The sequence below is a fragment of the Mesorhizobium sp. B2-6-4 genome (genome assembly GCF_006441495.1).
Taxonomy (GTDB): domain Bacteria; phylum Pseudomonadota; class Alphaproteobacteria; order Rhizobiales; family Rhizobiaceae; genus Mesorhizobium.
The window spans coordinates 22952-38371 of the sequence record NZ_VFUE01000010.1; the positions used below are offsets into that span (position 1 = coordinate 22952).

Here is a 15420-nt window from a genome sequence, read left to right on the forward strand (position 1 = left end):
ACCTCAACGCGGTTTGGACCTGCGCATGGGCGTCACTGCTTGGGCGGGCTTTGCATCATCGGCAAGATCGACTTTGAAGTGCCCCGCGGCCCGCGAGATAAGGGCTGCGATATCGTCGATGGCTTTCTGAAGTTTTTCCCTGTCAGGCGCACGAGGTATCTGGCCCGAAGGCAATGTATATCTGAAAGTGGTGGCATAAGCCTCCAGCCAAACGAGTGATCCCAACGCCGTTTTCTCGGCGTGGTCGTCCGGAAAGCGTCTTAGAATCTTGTCGAGTTGGTGTGCATCATGACGTTCGATGTGAATGGCCTCCGACGTCGCCAGCGCCCTGATGATCTGCTCAACGGCCTGTTGGCTGAGATAAGCGGCGTTGCGAGACCCTGTTGCGACCAGAATACGCGCATCACTCATACAGCCGTTCGCCAACCGAAGCGCGCTGGCGATAGTCCACTGATCAGACATCTAATCGACGTCCGTCCCGAGCGATGTCATACGCGATCGTATTTCGCGAATCCCAACTTGCAGCCAAAGCGCCCGATGTCGTGGAAAGGATTGTCGCCGGAATTCCGATTTCGTGCTGAATGGTCCAGCCAATGAGTGGGTCGAGAAGTTCTGGTCTGGCATCATCTGGCAAAGCCACGAGGATATCCCAGTCGCTGTCAGGTCGATTGTCGCCGCGTGCTCGGCTTCCAAACAGCCAAATAGAATCGGGATTCATGCGGATCCTGATTTCATCGATCAGCGGCCTGATCTCGATCGGCACCGGAAGATGCTTTGAGGACGAGTGGCTCATGCGCGAAACATAATACCATTCTTTTGCGCCGACAACGCAATGGCATCAAGCCCGCCCAAAGGGGCTAAGCGGCTGCGATCGCCAGTGCATGGCCGCGCGCATTTTCACGCAACGCAGCGAGATGGATCGACTTGATGAGCGCGGCGAGATCGCCTTCCGCGGACTGTCCGCCCAATTCCTTCAGCATCAGCCAGCTGACTTCCTGCACGCCGGCGACGCGCTTGCCGTTGGCGACCTCTCGCCAGATTTTCAGCGCGCGCAAGATGACCGCGTGCGTGGCGGCAGCCAGGCCGGCACTGCGGAACAGCGCCTGCAAGGCCACGTCGTGTCCGCCGGCCAGCAGCGCCCTCACTCTTTGGGCGGACTGCTGGCTGAGCGCGACCAGCGTCGAGCCGAAGAAGTCGACCTTGCCATGCGCGATGGTGCGGATGAGGAAGCTCGCGGTGAGATCGCCGCGCAGCCTGAGATGCTCGATCAGTGCTGCATGCTCTTCCTGGCGCGTGCTCTCGATCAGCGTCACGCAGGCCTTGACGCAGGCGTCGCGCATGACGCGGTCGGCCCGGGCGGCTCCCATCAAGGCCATGACCAGCGGCGAGGTCTTGAGCATCTCACCGAGCTTGACGAGCAGCATGTGCCGGCAGTCGGCGGGCAGGCGTGAATCCGATATAAGCGCCTCGCGCACCAGCGGCAGATGGCCGTGGCGCTCGGCCATGCGGCGAAAACTCAACGAAGCGACATCGGCCCCGCTGTTGGCCAAAAGCACGGCGCAGGCCTCCGCCTCGCCGATCTCTGCGATAGCCGCCGACAGCGCCATCGAGACCAATGGCCGATCGGCGATCAGTTTTTGCGTCGCCTTCGGACCTGAAGCCACGCGATCGATCAGGTCTGCGTCGGTAAGCAGTGGCGATCGCGTCAGCACGACGCCGGCGACTTCCGGCTGGTCGGAAGCAAGCGCGCTGATGATCTGGGGCGGTGCGTGATGGCTCATGGACAGCGCCTCGGCCATCGCCAGCCGTACCTTCGACGATGCGTCGTCGAGCAGCAAGGTCAGCGCCGCCTCGGCGGCGCAGCGATCCTCGAACGGCAATTCCGCGTCGACATAGGCGCGGGCGAGCGCGCTTGCCGCCGCGGCGCGCTCCGATACCCTGGCCGTGTAGATCCATTTCAGGAAATGCGAGACAACAACCATACCGCCTGCTTACGCCCCTTGCCGGAAGGTTTCCGACCCCGTGCCGGACGTTAGGCCGAATTGGTTTATGAAGCGTTCACCATGTTCGTTAACTGGCTTGCGAGCGCTGGATGCAGCGCCTATCAACCGTCCAGCAGCGGAGGAGAATGAAATGGCTGGGCTTTATCTCGAGGAGTTCGTCGTCGGCCATGTCTTCCAGCACACGCTGCGCAAGACCGTCACCGAGAGCGACAACATGATGTTCTCGGTGATGACGCTGAACCCGCAGCCGCTGCATATCGACTTCGATTTCGCCGCCAGGAGCGAATGGGGCAAGCCGCTGGTCAACTCGCTGTTCACGCTCGGCCTGATGATCGGCATTTCGGTTAACGACATCACCGTCGGTACGACGGTCGCCAATCTCGGCATGAAGGAAACGGTGTTTCCGCATCCGGTCTTCCATGGCGACACCATCCGCGTCGAGACCACTGTCGTCTCGGTGCGCGAATCCAGGTCGAAGCCCGATCGCGGCATCGTCGAGTTCGAACATCGGGCCTATAACCAGAACGGCGACCTCGTCGCCAAATGCACGAGACAGGCCATGATGCTGAAGAAGGTAGCCTGATGCGTTCGCTGCTGTTCGTTCCCGGCGATTCCGAGAGGAAGCTGGAGAAGGGCTTTGGCGCCGGCGCAGACGTGGTCATTGTCGACCTCGAGGATTCGGTGGCGCCCCAAAACAAGGCATCGGCGCGAATGACCGCGGCGCGCTTCATCGCCAGCCACAGGGCGAAAACAAGGTCGGCAATCTACGTCAGGGTCAACGACCTTTCGACGGGATTGACGGACGACGATCTTGCGGCGCTTATCCCGGCAAAACCCGACGGCGTCATGCTGCCCAAATCGGCTGGCGGCCAGGATGTCCAGCACCTCTCGGCAAAGCTCAGGCTGCGCGAAGCGGAGAACGGCCTGGCCGACGGCGCGACAAAAATCCTGCCGATCATTACCGAAACACCGGCGGCCGTGCTGGCGGCGGCGAGCTACGCCGGGGCAAGCGCGCGACTTGCCGGGCTGACCTGGGGCGCGGAAGACCTGTCGGCGGCGATCGGCGCGCGCACCACCCGCGACCAACATGGCCGTTACACCGAAATATTCCGCTTCGCTCGCGCCATGACCATTCTCGCCGCCGGCGCGGCGGAAGTCGCGGCGATCGACACCGTCTTCCCGAATTTCCGCGATATGGCGGCCTTCGAGGCCGAATGCAGGGAGGCCGAACGTGACGGCTTCACCGGCAAGATGGCGATCCACCCTGATCAGGTGCCGGTCATAAACGCCGCCTTCACGCCCTCGGTGGAAGCGGTGCAACAGTCGGCGGCAATTGTCGCGGCATTCCAGGCGGCGGGAAATCCCGGCGTCGTCGGCATCGACGGCAAGATGTATGACCGGCCGCATCTGCGGCTGGCCGAGCGGCTTCTGGCACGCGCCCAGGCAGCCGGAATCTCCGCCTGACCGCTACCAGACCAACGGGATCAGGCGGTAGCGGACATGGGCCGCATAGTCGTCATAGCCGCGCAGGCCGGTGCGAAGCGTTTTTTCCTCGATGAATGTGCGGATGGCCAAGAGAACGATGAACACGACGACCAGTGCCAGCCCCCACCAGGAGCCGAGCAGGAGAGCCGTGCCGGCAAAGAAGAGGATGGCGCCGGCATACATGGGATGGCGCACATAGCTATAGGGACCCGTTGTGATCACTTGCTGTCCGCGCTCCGCCTGGATCTTCACGACGGGCGCCGCGAAGCTATTCTCCAGCATCGTCAGATAGCTGATCCATAGTCCGACCAGCAGAACCAGCGCACCGATCGCCTGTACCCAGACCGGAACGACGGACCAGCCGAAGCGGTAGTCGAAACCCATGAAGGCCAGCCAGGCAAATATGCCGAGCAGGAGTATGCTCAACAGAACCTTGTCGGCCGCGGTCTGGTCCTTCTGGATGGGAGAGCTCAGCCGTTCGTTCATCAGCCCGGGATCGCGCCGGGCCAGCGTCACGCCAAGGGTCAGGCTCAGCCCGGTCATCACCGCCAGATATACCCAGGCTCCCGGCCAGGTCAGCGTACCCGCTGTCAGGAAAAGCAGCGCGCCCATTGCGCCGAACCACACGAACGTCTGGAGGATCAATCTCGAGACCATGATCAACCTTCCATGATATTTGCCGTCGGCATTTACCAGCAACAGACTACCGCCGACCCTCAGCAGACTATCGCCCATCCCGCGCCTGGACGAAACGGTCCTGGTGTGCAGAAGGTTTCGTCATGCCGCGTCACCAAGCTCAGGGCGCGTCGTGATGACGGCTCGCCGTCAGGAAAGCACAGTGACTGGGCCCCCTTGCGGGCTAATCCTTGCCCCAACGCGGCCGGCGCATCGAAAACACTTCGTTGACGCTGGCATAATCCATGTAGCCGAGGCGAGCGACATTGCCGGCCTTGCTGATATCGAACAGGCCGTCTTTCAGGTAGGCATCGTCAATATGCACGCCGATCACTTCGCCGGCCACGACGACGGCGCTGGTCGGCGTTCCGTCCAGGGCCTTTGGCCGGAACACTTCGGTCACCTTGCATTCGAGTGCGGCGGGTGCGGCCGCCACGCGCGGCGGCGCGACAAGACGCGACGGCGCCATGGCGAGATCGGCATAAACGAACTCGTTGACGCCGCGCGGCGCGTCGACCGACGTCCGGTTCATCTTCTCGGCGAGATCGCGGCCGACCAGATTGGCGACGAACTCGCTGGTCTCCTGGGCGAAGGAGGCGCTGTCCTTCTCGCCCTCGGAGGAAAACCAGACGATGAAGGGCCTTGTCGAAACGGCATTGAAGAAGGAATAGGGCGCGAGGTTGATCTCGCCGGCCCCGTTCAGGGTCGAGATCCAGCCGATCGGGCGCGGCGCCACGATCGCCTTCGACGGATCGTGCGGCAGTCCGTGCCCCTTTGACGGCTCGTAGAACACTTAGCCCGCCCAGGGCCCGGCATAGTCCGCATAAAGCTTTGCCGGATCGGGGCGCGGCCGCTCCGGCGCCGGGCCGCCATAGGAGCCGATATGGACGAAGCCGATTACGCGCTCTTGCGGCGCCAGCCCCAAGATCGCCCTGCCCTCCGGCACGTCCGAATACCAGTTGCTGATCATGTTGGTGCCATAGCCCAGTGCGTTGGCGGCAATCATCAGGTTCATCGCCGCCATGCCGCCGGACAGGAACATCTCCCATTGCGGGATTTTTGGATTTTCCTTCGGCACCGACACGACGCCGATCACCAGCGGCGCGCGCGAGAAGCGCGCCAGCTCTTGGTTGCGGCGGCCATCCGGTAAAGGTCCCTCCCGCTGTTCGGCAAGGGCCGCCAGCTTCCTGCCGATCTCGATGCGGGCATCGCCGCGATAAAGAATGAAGCGCCAGGGCTCGAGCCGGCCATGATCGGGCACGCGCGTGGCGGCGGCGATCATCGTGGCGATCTCGGCGTCGCCGGGCGCGGGCTCCTTCAACTCCGGTATCGGCGCTGAATTGCGGGTCAGCAGGAAGTCGATGATCGGGGACGCCATGGGCGCAAGTCTCCTAAGTTCGATTTTGAGCTGAAGCGCGCCATGGGAATGCGGGGCGGCTCGGGCATCGACGCGGGCGCGCCAGGCTGGAGAGTCGTATCGGTCGGACTCTTAAGCCTTGAAATTGCCACCGCCATGGGCTTCAACGCAAGGCATGTTTGAGGGGACTTTGCGTCTTTTCCTGATCTGGGTCTGCACCCTGCTGCTCATGGCGCCGGTTTCCTTTGCCGTGGCGCAGAATGTGGATGGCGTCAGCGACCTGAAGCTTCCCGGAATTTCGAGCTACGCGACGCCGAAAGGCGAGACATCGCTGGCGCTTGGTGGCGGCGGCGCCATCACCTTGTCCGCGCAATTGACCGACAAGGGAGGCGATATCACTCGCGGTATCGTCTGGCGCGTCTTCAAGCCGGAGGCCGTCAACGGCAAATTGCCGATGGTGGCTTCCGCCCATGGCGGCACGGCGGTCTTCCAGCTCGAACCCGGCAGCTATCTGGTTCACGCTTCCTACGGCCGGGCCGGTGCCACCAAGCGCATCACCGTCGGCAAGGACGCCAAGCGCGAGAGCCTCGTGCTCGATGCCGGCGGCCTGAAGCTCGATGCCGTCCTTTCGGGAGGGGCGCGCATCCCGCCAAAGAAGCTGCGCTTCTCGATCTATGAGGGCAATGCCGAACCCAATGGCGATCGCGCGCTGATTATTCCCGACGTCGAGCCCAACAGCGTCGTGCGTCTCAATGCCGGCATCTACCACGTGGTCTCGACCTATGGCGCGGTCAATGCCGTCATCCGCTCCGACATCCGCGTCGAGGCCGGCAAGCTGACCGAAGCCACCGTCGAGCATCACGCCGCCGAGATTACCTTGAAGCTGGTGCGTGAAGCGGGCGGCGAAGCGATCGCCGACACGTCGTGGTCGCTGCTCAACGAATCCGGCGATCCGATCAAGGAAACCGTCGGCGCCTTCGCCTCGATGGTGCTGGCCGAAGGCGACTACACCATCATCGCCAAGAACCGCGACCGCATCTACCAGAAGGATTTCACTGTCGTGGCCGGACAGAACCAGGAAATCGAGGTTCTCGCGACGGAAGCCGCCGCGATGGATCCGGAAGAAGGCGCGGATTAGTCAATTCCGGAAAGCCTCGAGCCGCTTTCCCTTCGGATCTCCACGAAATGGACCTACGCCGCCAGCTTGGCTCGTGCCGGCAGGAATGGAATCCGGCGGCGAGGAACCGGCGGCGCCAGATCGAAGACGCCTCTATAGAGGCGCTCGAGCAGCGCCTTGCGGTCGCGCACGGGCTCCAGTTCATTCCAGTTCAGCACATCGCCGACACGCACGTCGATCGACTTGCCGGAAAGCCGGGCGAATTCGCGGATAAGCAGCGAAATGCGCAGCGCCAGCGATGCCTTGCCGACGAACTTCGCCACGCGTCCGTCGCGCTCGGCCATGTTCATGGGACCGCTGACCAGATGGAACAGCCTGCCGTTCTGGCCGGAGAAATGCATCGGCACTACGGAAGCCTTGGCATCCTGCACGAGACGCGCCGGAAACATCTTCCATGGCAGGTCGCGTGCCCGGCCAAAACCTTTCGGCGCGGTGGCGACACCGCCGGCCGGAAACACCACGATGGTGACGCCTTCCTTCAAGAGCCGCACCGCCTCGTGACGCACCGCCATGTTGTTCTTCAACGCGTCCTTGGTTTCGGAAAAGTCGATCGGCAGCGAATAGGGCTCCATCTCGCTGATCTTGAGCAGATCCTTGTGGATCATGACCCGGAACGGCCGCCCGAGCTGCTCGGCCAGCGACAGCACGGCAATCCCGTCGCCGATGCCAAAGGGATGATTGGCGACGATCACCAGCGGCGTGTCAGGCAGGGTCTGCGGGGGCCATTGGTCGGGGGTTCGCACCCGCACATCGATCAATTCGAGCATGCGGCTGAACACGCGCTCGCCGGACGGGACCACCTGGCGGCGCCAAAAATCATAAAGCGCTGCAAAACGGTCGCGTCCGGACAGGCCTTCGATGGAATGGATGACCCACCGCGTCAGCGCTGGCTGTCGGGGATTAGCATAGGAAAGCTCGGGAAACGGTTTTTCACGCAATTTCAGCTTGAGCATGAGGGCTTGTTACAAGACTGCCGTGACAGGGATGTGAAAACGGAGGGATGTGAAGACGGTGCGATATGGAAATGGCGGTGGACTGCTCCACCGCCATTCCGCTTGAAATACTACCGGATCAGGCCGCAGGTTTGCGTCGGCGATCGGGCGTGATCGCTTCTTCGGTCAGCTGCGCGACCGCTTGGGCGAGACCCAGCGACTCCTGATCGCGCGATCCGAGGCGGCGCATGTTGACCGTCTGCTCTTCCGCCTCGCGCTTGCCGCAGACGAGGATGACCGGAACCTTGGCTAGGCTGTGCTCACGGACCTTATAGTTGATCTTCTCGTTGCGCAGATCCGCCTCGGCGGACAAGCCCGCGGCTTTCAGCTTCGCCACCACTTCGTTCGCATAGCCGTCGGCGTCCGAAGTGATCGTCGCCACCACCACCTGCAGCGGCGCGAACCACAGCGGGAAATGGCCGGAATAGTTCTCGATCAGGATGCCGAGGAAGCGCTCCATCGAGCCGCAGATGGCACGGTGCACCATGACAGGCTGTTTCTTCTCGGAATCCGAGCCGATGTAGAAGGCACCGAAACGCTCCGGCAGGTTGAAGTCGACCTGCGTGGTGCCGCATTGCCATTCGCGGCCGATGGCATCCTTCAGCACATATTCGAACTTCGGCCCGTAGAAGGCGCCCTCGCCAGGATTGATCGAGGTCTTGATGCGGTTGCCCGATCGCGTCCTGATCGTCTCCAGCACGCCGCTCATGATCGCTTCGGCGTGATCCCAGGCTTCGTCGGTGCCGACGCGCTTGTCCGGCCGGGTCGACAGCTTCACGCTGATTTCGTCGAAGCCGAAATCGGCATAGGTCGACAGAATCAGATCGTTGATACGCAGGCACTCCGACGCCAGTTGCTCCTCGGTGCAGAAAATATGCGCGTCATCCTGCGTGAAACCGCGCACGCGCATCAGCCCGTGTAGCGCGCCCGACGGCTCATAGCGATGCACATTGCCGAATTCCGCAAGCTTTACCGGCAGGTCGCGATAGGATTTCAACCCGTGCTTGAATATCTGCACATGGCCAGGACAGTTCATCGGCTTCAGCGCGAACACGCGGTCGTCATCGGTGTCGTCGCCGGCAACCGTGACCTTGAACATGGCGTCGCGGTACCAGCCCCAATGGCCCGATGTCTCCCACAGGCTCTTGTCGAGCACCTGCGGTGCGTTGACCTCCTGGTAGCCCTGCTCGTCGAGGCGGCGGCGCATGTAGTTGACCAGGTTCTGGAACATCTTCCAGCCCTTGGCATGCCAGAAGACGACACCGGGCCCCTCTTCCTGGAAATGGAACAAATCCATCTCGCGGCCGAGCTTCCTGTGGTCGCGCTTTTCGGCTTCCTCCAGCATTGTCTGGTAGGCGTCGAGCTGCGCCTGATCAGCCCACGCCGTGCCGTAGATGCGCGTCAGCATCGGGTTGTTCGAATCTCCGCGCCAATAGGCGCCCGCCACCTTCATCAGCTTGAAGGCATTGCCGATCTGCCCGGTCGAGGCCATATGCGGACCGCGGCAAAGGTCGAACCAGTTGCCTTGCGCGTAGATCTTGAGATCCTGATCGTCAGGAATGGCGTCGATCAGTTCCAGCTTGTAGCGCTCGCCCTTGTCGGCAAAGACCTTTTTGGCCTTGTCGCGCGACCAGACTTCCTTCGTGAACGGCTTGTTGCGCGCAATGATCTCGCGCATCTTCTTCTCGATCACCGGGAAGTCGTCCGGAGTGAACGGCTCGTTGCGGGCGAAGTCGTAGTAGAATCCGTTCTCGATCACCGGCCCGATGGTCACCTGCGTTCCCGGCCATATCTCCTGCACGGCCTCCGCCAGCACATGTGCCGCGTCATGGCGGATGAGTTCCAGCGCGCGCGGATCGTCGCGGGTGATGATCTCGATCTTGCCGGACTTGCCGAGCGGATCGGAGAGATCGCGCACGGTACCGTCGATGGCATAGGCCACGGCCTTCTTGGCCAGCGACTTGGAGATCGATTCGGCAAGGCCTGCACCGGTCATCGCCGCATCGTAGTCGCGCACGGAGCCATCGGGAAATGTCAGGGAAACGGCATTCAGCATCAGGTATTCTCCTATCCAGTCCCGCAAACGAGCGCGGGTGGTGAAATGCAGGTCGTCAGCCGTTCGAGGCTGCGGCCTGCCAGATAGCCGGAGGCGTCCGGCGGCGGCAGTCTTTTATGGGCAGATGCCGCCGCCGTAAAGCCTCGGCTATTTAATCAGCAGCGGCAGGTCCTTCAGGAAGGCCGCGCGCGTCGCGAGCCCCTTCGGCATATCGCTCCGCTTCGTATCGACGACGAGCCGGGCAAACACGATCTGGCGGCCGTTTTTCTGCGCCCAGCCGACGAACCAGCCGAGTGAACGCCTGTCCTTGCCGCCCTCGCCTCCCCTGGTGCTGCCCGTCTTGCCCTGGACGGTCCAGTCGCCGGCCTTGAAGCTGGGTAGGATGGCTTTCGTCATGTCGTGAGCCTTGGCCGAGACCGGTATCTTGCCGGCGAGGAGCTTACGCAGGAAATCGACCTGCTCGACCGGCGTGATCTTGAGCGAGGAGTTCACCCAGGAATGAGTCAGGCCGTCATTCTTGCCGGGATCGCCGGAAACGTCCGCATTGCCATAGCCGAACTTCGAGACGTAGCCGGCAAAGCTCTCCGGTCCAAGCCGGCGGGTGATCTCGCGTGAATACCACAGCACCGAGTCCCGCTCCCAGATCATCGGATCGACGGTCTTGTGGTCCCGCTTGACCGCCTTGAATTCAGGTTTGTAGTCCCAGCTCGGCGTGTGCTCGTCGCTTAGTATGCCGGCATCGTAACCGATCAGCGACAGCGGCACCTTGAACGTCGAGGCCGGGCTGAACCGCTGATCGCAGACGCCGTTTTGGTAAAGCGTCTTGCCGCTCTGCGCATCGGCGATCAGCGTGCATTGCACATCCCCGAGCGGCGCCGACTGCGCGCGCATCGGAAATCCCAGAAGCCAGGCAAGCAGGAACAGGACTCCGGCAAGGATGAAGGGAAGACGGTCGACATTGCGCATTGGATGCTCGCTCCAGAGGGGGGTTCGGCGAGCGGCTTAGCGAGGTCTCTTGTCTCGATTTTGTCTCAAATTCGCAGTTATTGTGCAGGCTGCCGTTAACCCTACCAGATCGTAAACGGTTGCCTTGAAGAACTGACCGGCAGTCAGCTTCGCGCCTCGTCGTGGTTGCCGCCGATCCGCCAATATCGCCACGGCGTAAACCAGACATACCGATCCGCCAGAACCTCCGGAACAAGGTCGACGCCATGGGTGCCGAATGGTCCGCAGCGCAGAACCCTGAAAAATCCCATCCAGCCGCCGGCCCAAAGGCCATGGCGGGCGATCGCCTCATGCGCGTATTCCGAGCAGGTCGGCAGGTGACGGCAGGAATTGCCGATGAAGCTGGACAGCGTCAGTTGATAGAGGCGCACCAGCGACGTGCCCAACACCCGGCCGGGGGTCTTGCGCCACGGGCCGGACCAGTTGCGGCCTTGCCGCGGCGGCCCGGCTGTATGTGTATGCCCATGCTGGTCGCCCACTGCGATCTCCGTCTTTCCACACGATAGATGTGGGCTTCATCGGGAGAACGCAATCCCGCCCCTGCTTGCTGAGCTTTCACGGGCGGAAGCGGCGAAGTGGCTGCCGATCAGCCGGCAGTGCCCATCGGCGGGGGCTAGACTGCTCTTCGTGGTGCTTCCGACGGGTCCTTTCGTCACGCCACTGATAGGTTGCAATCCGCATCACATCGCCAAAAATCTCTAGCAACTGGACCATGGCCGTATCTCCTTGACGACGAGTAGACCGCCGCTGGCCTTCGCCTTCAAACGAGTATAATTTCCACTTCGGATAATCCTGGGTTATGCGAATGAAGCGTGGGCGACTGCCGCTGACGGCCTTGAGGAGCTTTGAAGCAGCCGGGCGGCACCTGAGTTTCAGCAGGGCGGCCGAGGAGCTTTTCGTCTCGCAGGCAGCGATCAGCCGGCAGATCCGCGAGCTCGAGATCTTTCTGCGCCGGCCCCTGTTCGAACGTCACCATCGCCGCGTCGAACTGACCGATGCGGGCCGCCGGCTGCTCAGTCAGCTGGTCAGGAGTTTCGACGCCATCGACGCCCTGCTTTCCGAGTTGGTGGCGGCTCCCGCGCAGACAGTGGTTCGCGTCAGCGTCGAGCCGTCTCTGGCATCGGTATGGCTGGTGCCGCGGCTCAACCGTTTTCGCCAATTGCGGCCCGACATCGACGTTGCGCTCGAAGTCGATCCAAGGCTGATTGAGTTTCGCGGCGACCAGCCTGAACTTGCGTTACGCTTCAGTGCGCATGCTGCCTCGTGGCCGCGCAGCGAGGCCGAGCAGCTTGCCTCGACGGTCGATTCACCGGTTCTGTCGCCGGCGCTGCTTGCCGCGGGGCCTCCCCTCGACAAGCCGGCCGACCTTGGCCGCTATACGCTGTTGCATGAGGAAAACCGACAGGGTTGGGCGCGCTGGTTCGAGGCGGCCGGTGTGCCTGCCGACGCGGTGCTCGCGCGCGGTCCTATGCTGGCGGATGCGTCGCTTTCGAAGCAGGCCGCTCTGCTCGGACACGGGGTGGCGCTGGGCGATCTTCTGCAGATCGGTGAAGAGCTCGCCTCCGGCACGCTGGTCAAGCCATTCGACATCGACGTCGCGTCCGGCGCCTATTGGCTGGTGGCCAGAAGCCTGCGCGATCTCCCCGAGCCAGCCGCCGCGTTCGCCGACTGGGTGAGAAGCGAATTCGCCGAAAGCAGACGGCTCCAATAGGCCGCCAAATGGGCTATCAGGCGGCTTCTTCGGCGCGCTTCTTCTCGATCTGACCGATCGCGTCGACCACCGCGTCGAAGGTCAACATGGTCGAGGCATGGCGCGCCTTGTAGTCGCGCACCGGTTCCAGATATTTGAGATCGGCGAAGCGGCCTTCCGGCGGCGCTCCGTTCTCTTTCAGCATTTTCAGCATGGTCTCGCGCACCGCGCGCAATTCGTCGGCCGTAGCGCCAACCACATGCTGCGCCATGATGGAGGACGAGGCCTGGCCGAGCGCGCAGGCCTTCACGTCATGTGCGAAATCGGTAACCACGCCGTCCGCCATGTTGAGATCGACGGTAACGGTAGAGCCGCACAATTTGGAATGTGCCCTCGCGCTGGCATCGGGATGATCGAGCCGGCCAATCCGTGTGATATTTCCGGCAAAACCGAGAATTTTCGCATTGTAGACGTCGTTGATCATTATTTTCCAGTCCGTCGCCGCCAAGCGAACAGCGTTTGCCGCTGACGCGTCTTTCTTTCGCTCGTCATGACCATATATAATGGTGGCAGTCCGGTATCGACAAGGCGACGAAAAGCCCACGTCTTTGCCGCAGTTTGCTCACGCCGCTTACGGGGCTGGAAACCGGGCGAGTTTCCGACGCCGAAAGGTCGTGGTCCGTTCAACTCGTTCCTCCTGAGAGAGGGACTACGGGAGACGCCTTTATGGATGCCGTTATCAAGAAGTTCATGCCCCAGTCGGCCTACATGGAAAAGCCCGTCACCGACCGGCCGAGCGAGGCCGAGGTCGAGGCTGCGGTACGCACGCTTTTGCGCTGGACCGGCGACAACCCCGATCGCGAAGGGCTGGTCGACACGCCCAAGCGGGTGGCCAAGGCCTATCGGGAAATGTTCGGCGGCTATGACATGTGCCCGGCCGAAGAGCTTGGCCGCACCTTCGAGGAAGTGGCTGGTTACGACGACCTTGTCATCGTCAAGGACATCCAGTTCCATTCGCATTGCGAACATCACATGGTGCCGATCATCGGCAAAGCCCATGTCGGCTATCTGCCGGACGGCAAGGTCGTCGGCCTGTCCAAGATCGCGCGCGTGGTCGATATCTTCGCCCATCGCCTGCAGACCCAGGAAGCCATGACCGCGCAGATCGCCGGCGTCATTCAGGATGTGCTCAATCCGCGCGGCGTTGCCGTGATGATCGAGGCCGAGCACATGTGCATGGCCATGCGCGGCATCCGCAAGCAGGGCTCCACCACGCTGACCTCGACCTTCACCGGCGTGTTCAAGGATACTCCCGAAGAACAGGTTCGTTTCGTCACCATGGTGCGTGGCGGTGGGGTGTAAGCCGCCTCGCCCGGCATCGCCGAACCATGATTCCGAAAGTGGCTACCGGTTTTCGGATAATTATGGTCAAACAGGAAGATAGCCCGGCGATGTCGGCACTGGAATTTCCGAAGGCTCCCTCAGACAAGAAAGCGCTGGAAGAAGGCGCGGTGTTTTCACCGCGCTTCGATGCCGCCGGCCTGGTCACCGTCGTCGTCACCGATGCGGCAGACGGCGTGCTTTTGATGGTCGCGCACATGAATGCGCAGGCTCTGGCGTTGACGCTTGAAACAGGTATCGCCCACTACTGGTCGCGTTCGCGCAATGCGCTGTGGAAGAAGGGCGAAACGTCAGGCAATCTCCAGCATGTCATCGAGGTGCTCACGGATTGTGACCAGGACGCCATATGGTTGCGCGTCAAAGTGCTAGGCCACGACGCAACTTGTCACACAGGCCGGCGTTCCTGCTTCTATCGGACGGTGGGGCTGATCGACGGCAAGGCGATGCTTGCCGACGATGGCAGCGAGCCCTTGTTCGATGCGGAAAAAACGTATCGGAAGCTCCCGTGAATGACCAGCTTGAACCTTTTGCCCGCAGCCAACCACATAGATTCACCATTTCGATACGGCCCGCCTATATATTAGCTGTGGGACAAGGGAGATCATGATGCTCGAGTGGGCGTCATTGCGTAACAGAGCGGACGTACGAGAGGCGAATGGTCCCGCTTCGTCCGGCGGCGCGTCCGAAACAACATCACCAAAGAAAACTGGCATCTCGCTTGCACTGGGCGGCGGTTGCGCAAGAGGCTGGGCGCATATCGGCGTGCTGCGCGCGCTCGATGAAGCCGGCATCGAGGTTTCGATGATTGCCGGCACCTCGATCGGCGCGCTGGTCGGCGGCTGTTACCTCGCCGGAAAACTGGACGAGTTGGAAGAGTTCGCCCGCAGCCTAACCAGGCGGCGCATCTTCGGCCTGCTCGATCTAAACCTGCGCGGCAGCGGTCTGTTCGGCGGCATGAAGCTGGATGCTCGCCTGCGTGAGCATGTGGCCGGCATTCGCTTTGAGGATTTGTCCAAGCCGTTCGTCGCGGTCGCTTCCGAAATCCGCACCGGCCATGAGATTTGGCTGTCGAACGGTTCGCTGATAACAGCCATGCGCGCTTCCTATGCCTTGCCCGGCGTGTTCGAGCCGGTGACTTGCAATGGTCGCGTGCTGGTCGACGGAGCTTTGGTCAATCCGGTGCCGGTGTCGGTCTGCCGTGCCTATGAGCAGCCGCTGGTTGTCGCGGTCAACCTTCATTACGACCTGTTCGGCCGTGCCGCCGTCATCAAGCATAGCGCCGGCGAACTGGTCGTCGAGAACGATGCACCGCGCAGTGGCCAATTCGACCCGGAGCACCGGGCGCATCAGACGCGGCTTGGCATCACCGGCGTCATGGTCGAGGCCTTCAACATCATCCAAGACCGAATCTCGCGCGCCAGGCTTGCCGGCGATCCGCCGGACATGTCGCTGCAGCCCAAGCTCAGCCACATCGGTCTGACCGAATTCCACCGCGCCGATGAGGCGATCCAGATCGGCTATAGGGCAACGATGGCACAGATCGGCGAACTGACCCGGCTTCAGACGGTTCTCGCCTGAT

At 62.1% G+C, this 15420-nt stretch carries 18 protein-coding genes; 7 read left to right on the plus strand and 11 right to left on the minus strand.

The window, feature by feature from the left end:
• Nucleotides 1-3 precede the first annotated feature (3 nt).
• The 3 genes from FJ426_RS15115 to FJ426_RS15125 form a co-directional block, all read right to left on the minus strand.
• Complete coding sequence (locus FJ426_RS15115) at nt 4-462, minus strand: HEPN domain-containing protein (protein ID WP_140495841.1); 459 nt, start codon at nt 460-462, stop codon at nt 4-6.
• Nucleotides 455-763, minus strand: a complete 309-nt coding sequence (locus FJ426_RS15120; protein ID WP_224646996.1) for a nucleotidyltransferase domain-containing protein — start codon at nt 761-763, stop codon at nt 455-457. Before FJ426_RS15120 ends, FJ426_RS15115 begins: the two co-directional genes overlap by 8 nt.
• 94 nt (nt 764-857) lie before the next feature.
• Complete coding sequence (locus FJ426_RS15125) at nt 858-1982, minus strand: DUF2336 domain-containing protein (protein ID WP_140685938.1); 1125 nt, start codon at nt 1980-1982, stop codon at nt 858-860.
• Between the two features lie 151 nt (nt 1983-2133).
• On the opposite strand from FJ426_RS15125, the gene FJ426_RS15130 reads away from it, so the two are divergent.
• A complete protein-coding gene (locus FJ426_RS15130; protein ID WP_140685937.1) occupies nt 2134-2586 on the plus strand; it encodes a MaoC family dehydratase in 453 nt (150 codons plus the stop codon).
• Nucleotides 2586-3467 carry a CoA ester lyase gene (locus FJ426_RS15135; RefSeq protein ID WP_140685936.1) on the plus strand — a complete coding sequence of 294 codons (882 nt, stop codon included), beginning with the start codon at nt 2586-2588 and terminating at the stop codon, nt 3465-3467. Before FJ426_RS15130 ends, FJ426_RS15135 begins: the two co-directional genes overlap by 1 nt.
• 3 nt (nt 3468-3470) lie before the next feature.
• Here FJ426_RS15135 and FJ426_RS15140 read toward each other — a convergent pair whose 3' ends face one another.
• The 3 genes from FJ426_RS15140 to FJ426_RS15150 all read right to left on the minus strand — a co-directional run bounded on the left by FJ426_RS15140 (nt 3471) and on the right by FJ426_RS15150 (nt 5541).
• Entirely contained in the window at nt 3471-4145 is a 675-nt protein-coding gene (locus FJ426_RS15140; protein ID WP_140495836.1) for an isoprenylcysteine carboxylmethyltransferase family protein, read from the minus strand.
• Between the two features lie 202 nt (nt 4146-4347).
• Nucleotides 4348-4956, minus strand: coding sequence for a flavin reductase family protein (locus FJ426_RS15145; RefSeq protein WP_140520996.1), 609 nt, complete (start codon nt 4954-4956; stop codon nt 4348-4350).
• Nucleotides 4957-5541 carry a nitroreductase gene (locus tag FJ426_RS15150; protein WP_140520997.1) on the minus strand — a complete coding sequence of 195 codons (585 nt, stop codon included), beginning with the start codon at nt 5539-5541 and terminating at the stop codon, nt 4957-4959.
• A 154-nt stretch (nt 5542-5695) separates the two neighbouring features.
• Here FJ426_RS15150 and FJ426_RS15155 point away from each other — a divergent pair, with 154 nt between their 5' ends.
• Nucleotides 5696-6658, plus strand: coding sequence for a hypothetical protein (locus FJ426_RS15155; RefSeq protein WP_140495833.1), 963 nt, complete (start codon nt 5696-5698; stop codon nt 6656-6658).
• Nucleotides 6659-6711: 53 nt separating this feature from the next.
• Here FJ426_RS15155 and FJ426_RS15160 read toward each other — a convergent pair whose 3' ends face one another.
• The 4 genes from FJ426_RS15160 to yidD form a co-directional block, all read right to left on the minus strand.
• Nucleotides 6712-7650 (minus strand): GNAT family N-acetyltransferase, encoded by a 939-nt coding sequence (locus tag FJ426_RS15160; protein ID WP_140817550.1) that lies wholly within the window; start codon nt 7648-7650, stop codon nt 6712-6714.
• 118 nt (nt 7651-7768) lie between these two features.
• The gene (thrS, locus tag FJ426_RS15165; protein WP_140825241.1) at nt 7769-9745 is read right to left on the minus strand and encodes a threonine--tRNA ligase; all 1977 of its coding nucleotides are present in this window, start codon (nt 9743-9745) and stop codon (nt 7769-7771) included.
• Between the two features lie 147 nt (nt 9746-9892).
• Complete coding sequence (gene blaOXA / locus FJ426_RS15170; RefSeq protein WP_140517053.1) at nt 9893-10711, minus strand: class D beta-lactamase; 819 nt, start codon at nt 10709-10711, stop codon at nt 9893-9895.
• Between the two features lie 143 nt (nt 10712-10854).
• A complete protein-coding gene (gene yidD / locus FJ426_RS15175) occupies nt 10855-11229 on the minus strand; it encodes a membrane protein insertion efficiency factor YidD (RefSeq protein WP_140495829.1) in 375 nt (124 codons plus the stop codon).
• A gap of 326 nt (nt 11230-11555) precedes the next feature.
• Between yidD and FJ426_RS15180 the strand changes: the two genes are divergently transcribed.
• Nucleotides 11556-12461, plus strand: a complete 906-nt coding sequence (locus FJ426_RS15180; protein ID WP_140517055.1) for a LysR substrate-binding domain-containing protein — start codon at nt 11556-11558, stop codon at nt 12459-12461.
• A gap of 16 nt (nt 12462-12477) precedes the next feature.
• Here FJ426_RS15180 and FJ426_RS15185 read toward each other — a convergent pair whose 3' ends face one another.
• Nucleotides 12478-12924 (minus strand): iron-sulfur cluster assembly scaffold protein, encoded by a 447-nt coding sequence (locus FJ426_RS15185; protein WP_140495827.1) that lies wholly within the window; start codon nt 12922-12924, stop codon nt 12478-12480.
• Nucleotides 12925-13166: 242 nt separating this feature from the next.
• On the opposite strand from FJ426_RS15185, the gene folE reads away from it, so the two are divergent.
• The 3 genes from folE to FJ426_RS15200 all read left to right on the plus strand — a co-directional run bounded on the left by folE (nt 13167) and on the right by FJ426_RS15200 (nt 15419).
• A complete protein-coding gene (gene folE, locus FJ426_RS15190; protein WP_140517057.1) occupies nt 13167-13802 on the plus strand; it encodes a GTP cyclohydrolase I FolE in 636 nt (211 codons plus the stop codon).
• An 89-nt stretch (nt 13803-13891) separates the two neighbouring features.
• Complete coding sequence (gene hisI / locus FJ426_RS15195; RefSeq protein WP_140517282.1) at nt 13892-14350, plus strand: phosphoribosyl-AMP cyclohydrolase; 459 nt, start codon at nt 13892-13894, stop codon at nt 14348-14350.
• A 97-nt stretch (nt 14351-14447) separates the two neighbouring features.
• A complete protein-coding gene (locus tag FJ426_RS15200) occupies nt 14448-15419 on the plus strand; it encodes a patatin family protein (RefSeq protein WP_140517059.1) in 972 nt (323 codons plus the stop codon).
• Nucleotide 15420 lies beyond the last annotated feature (1 nt).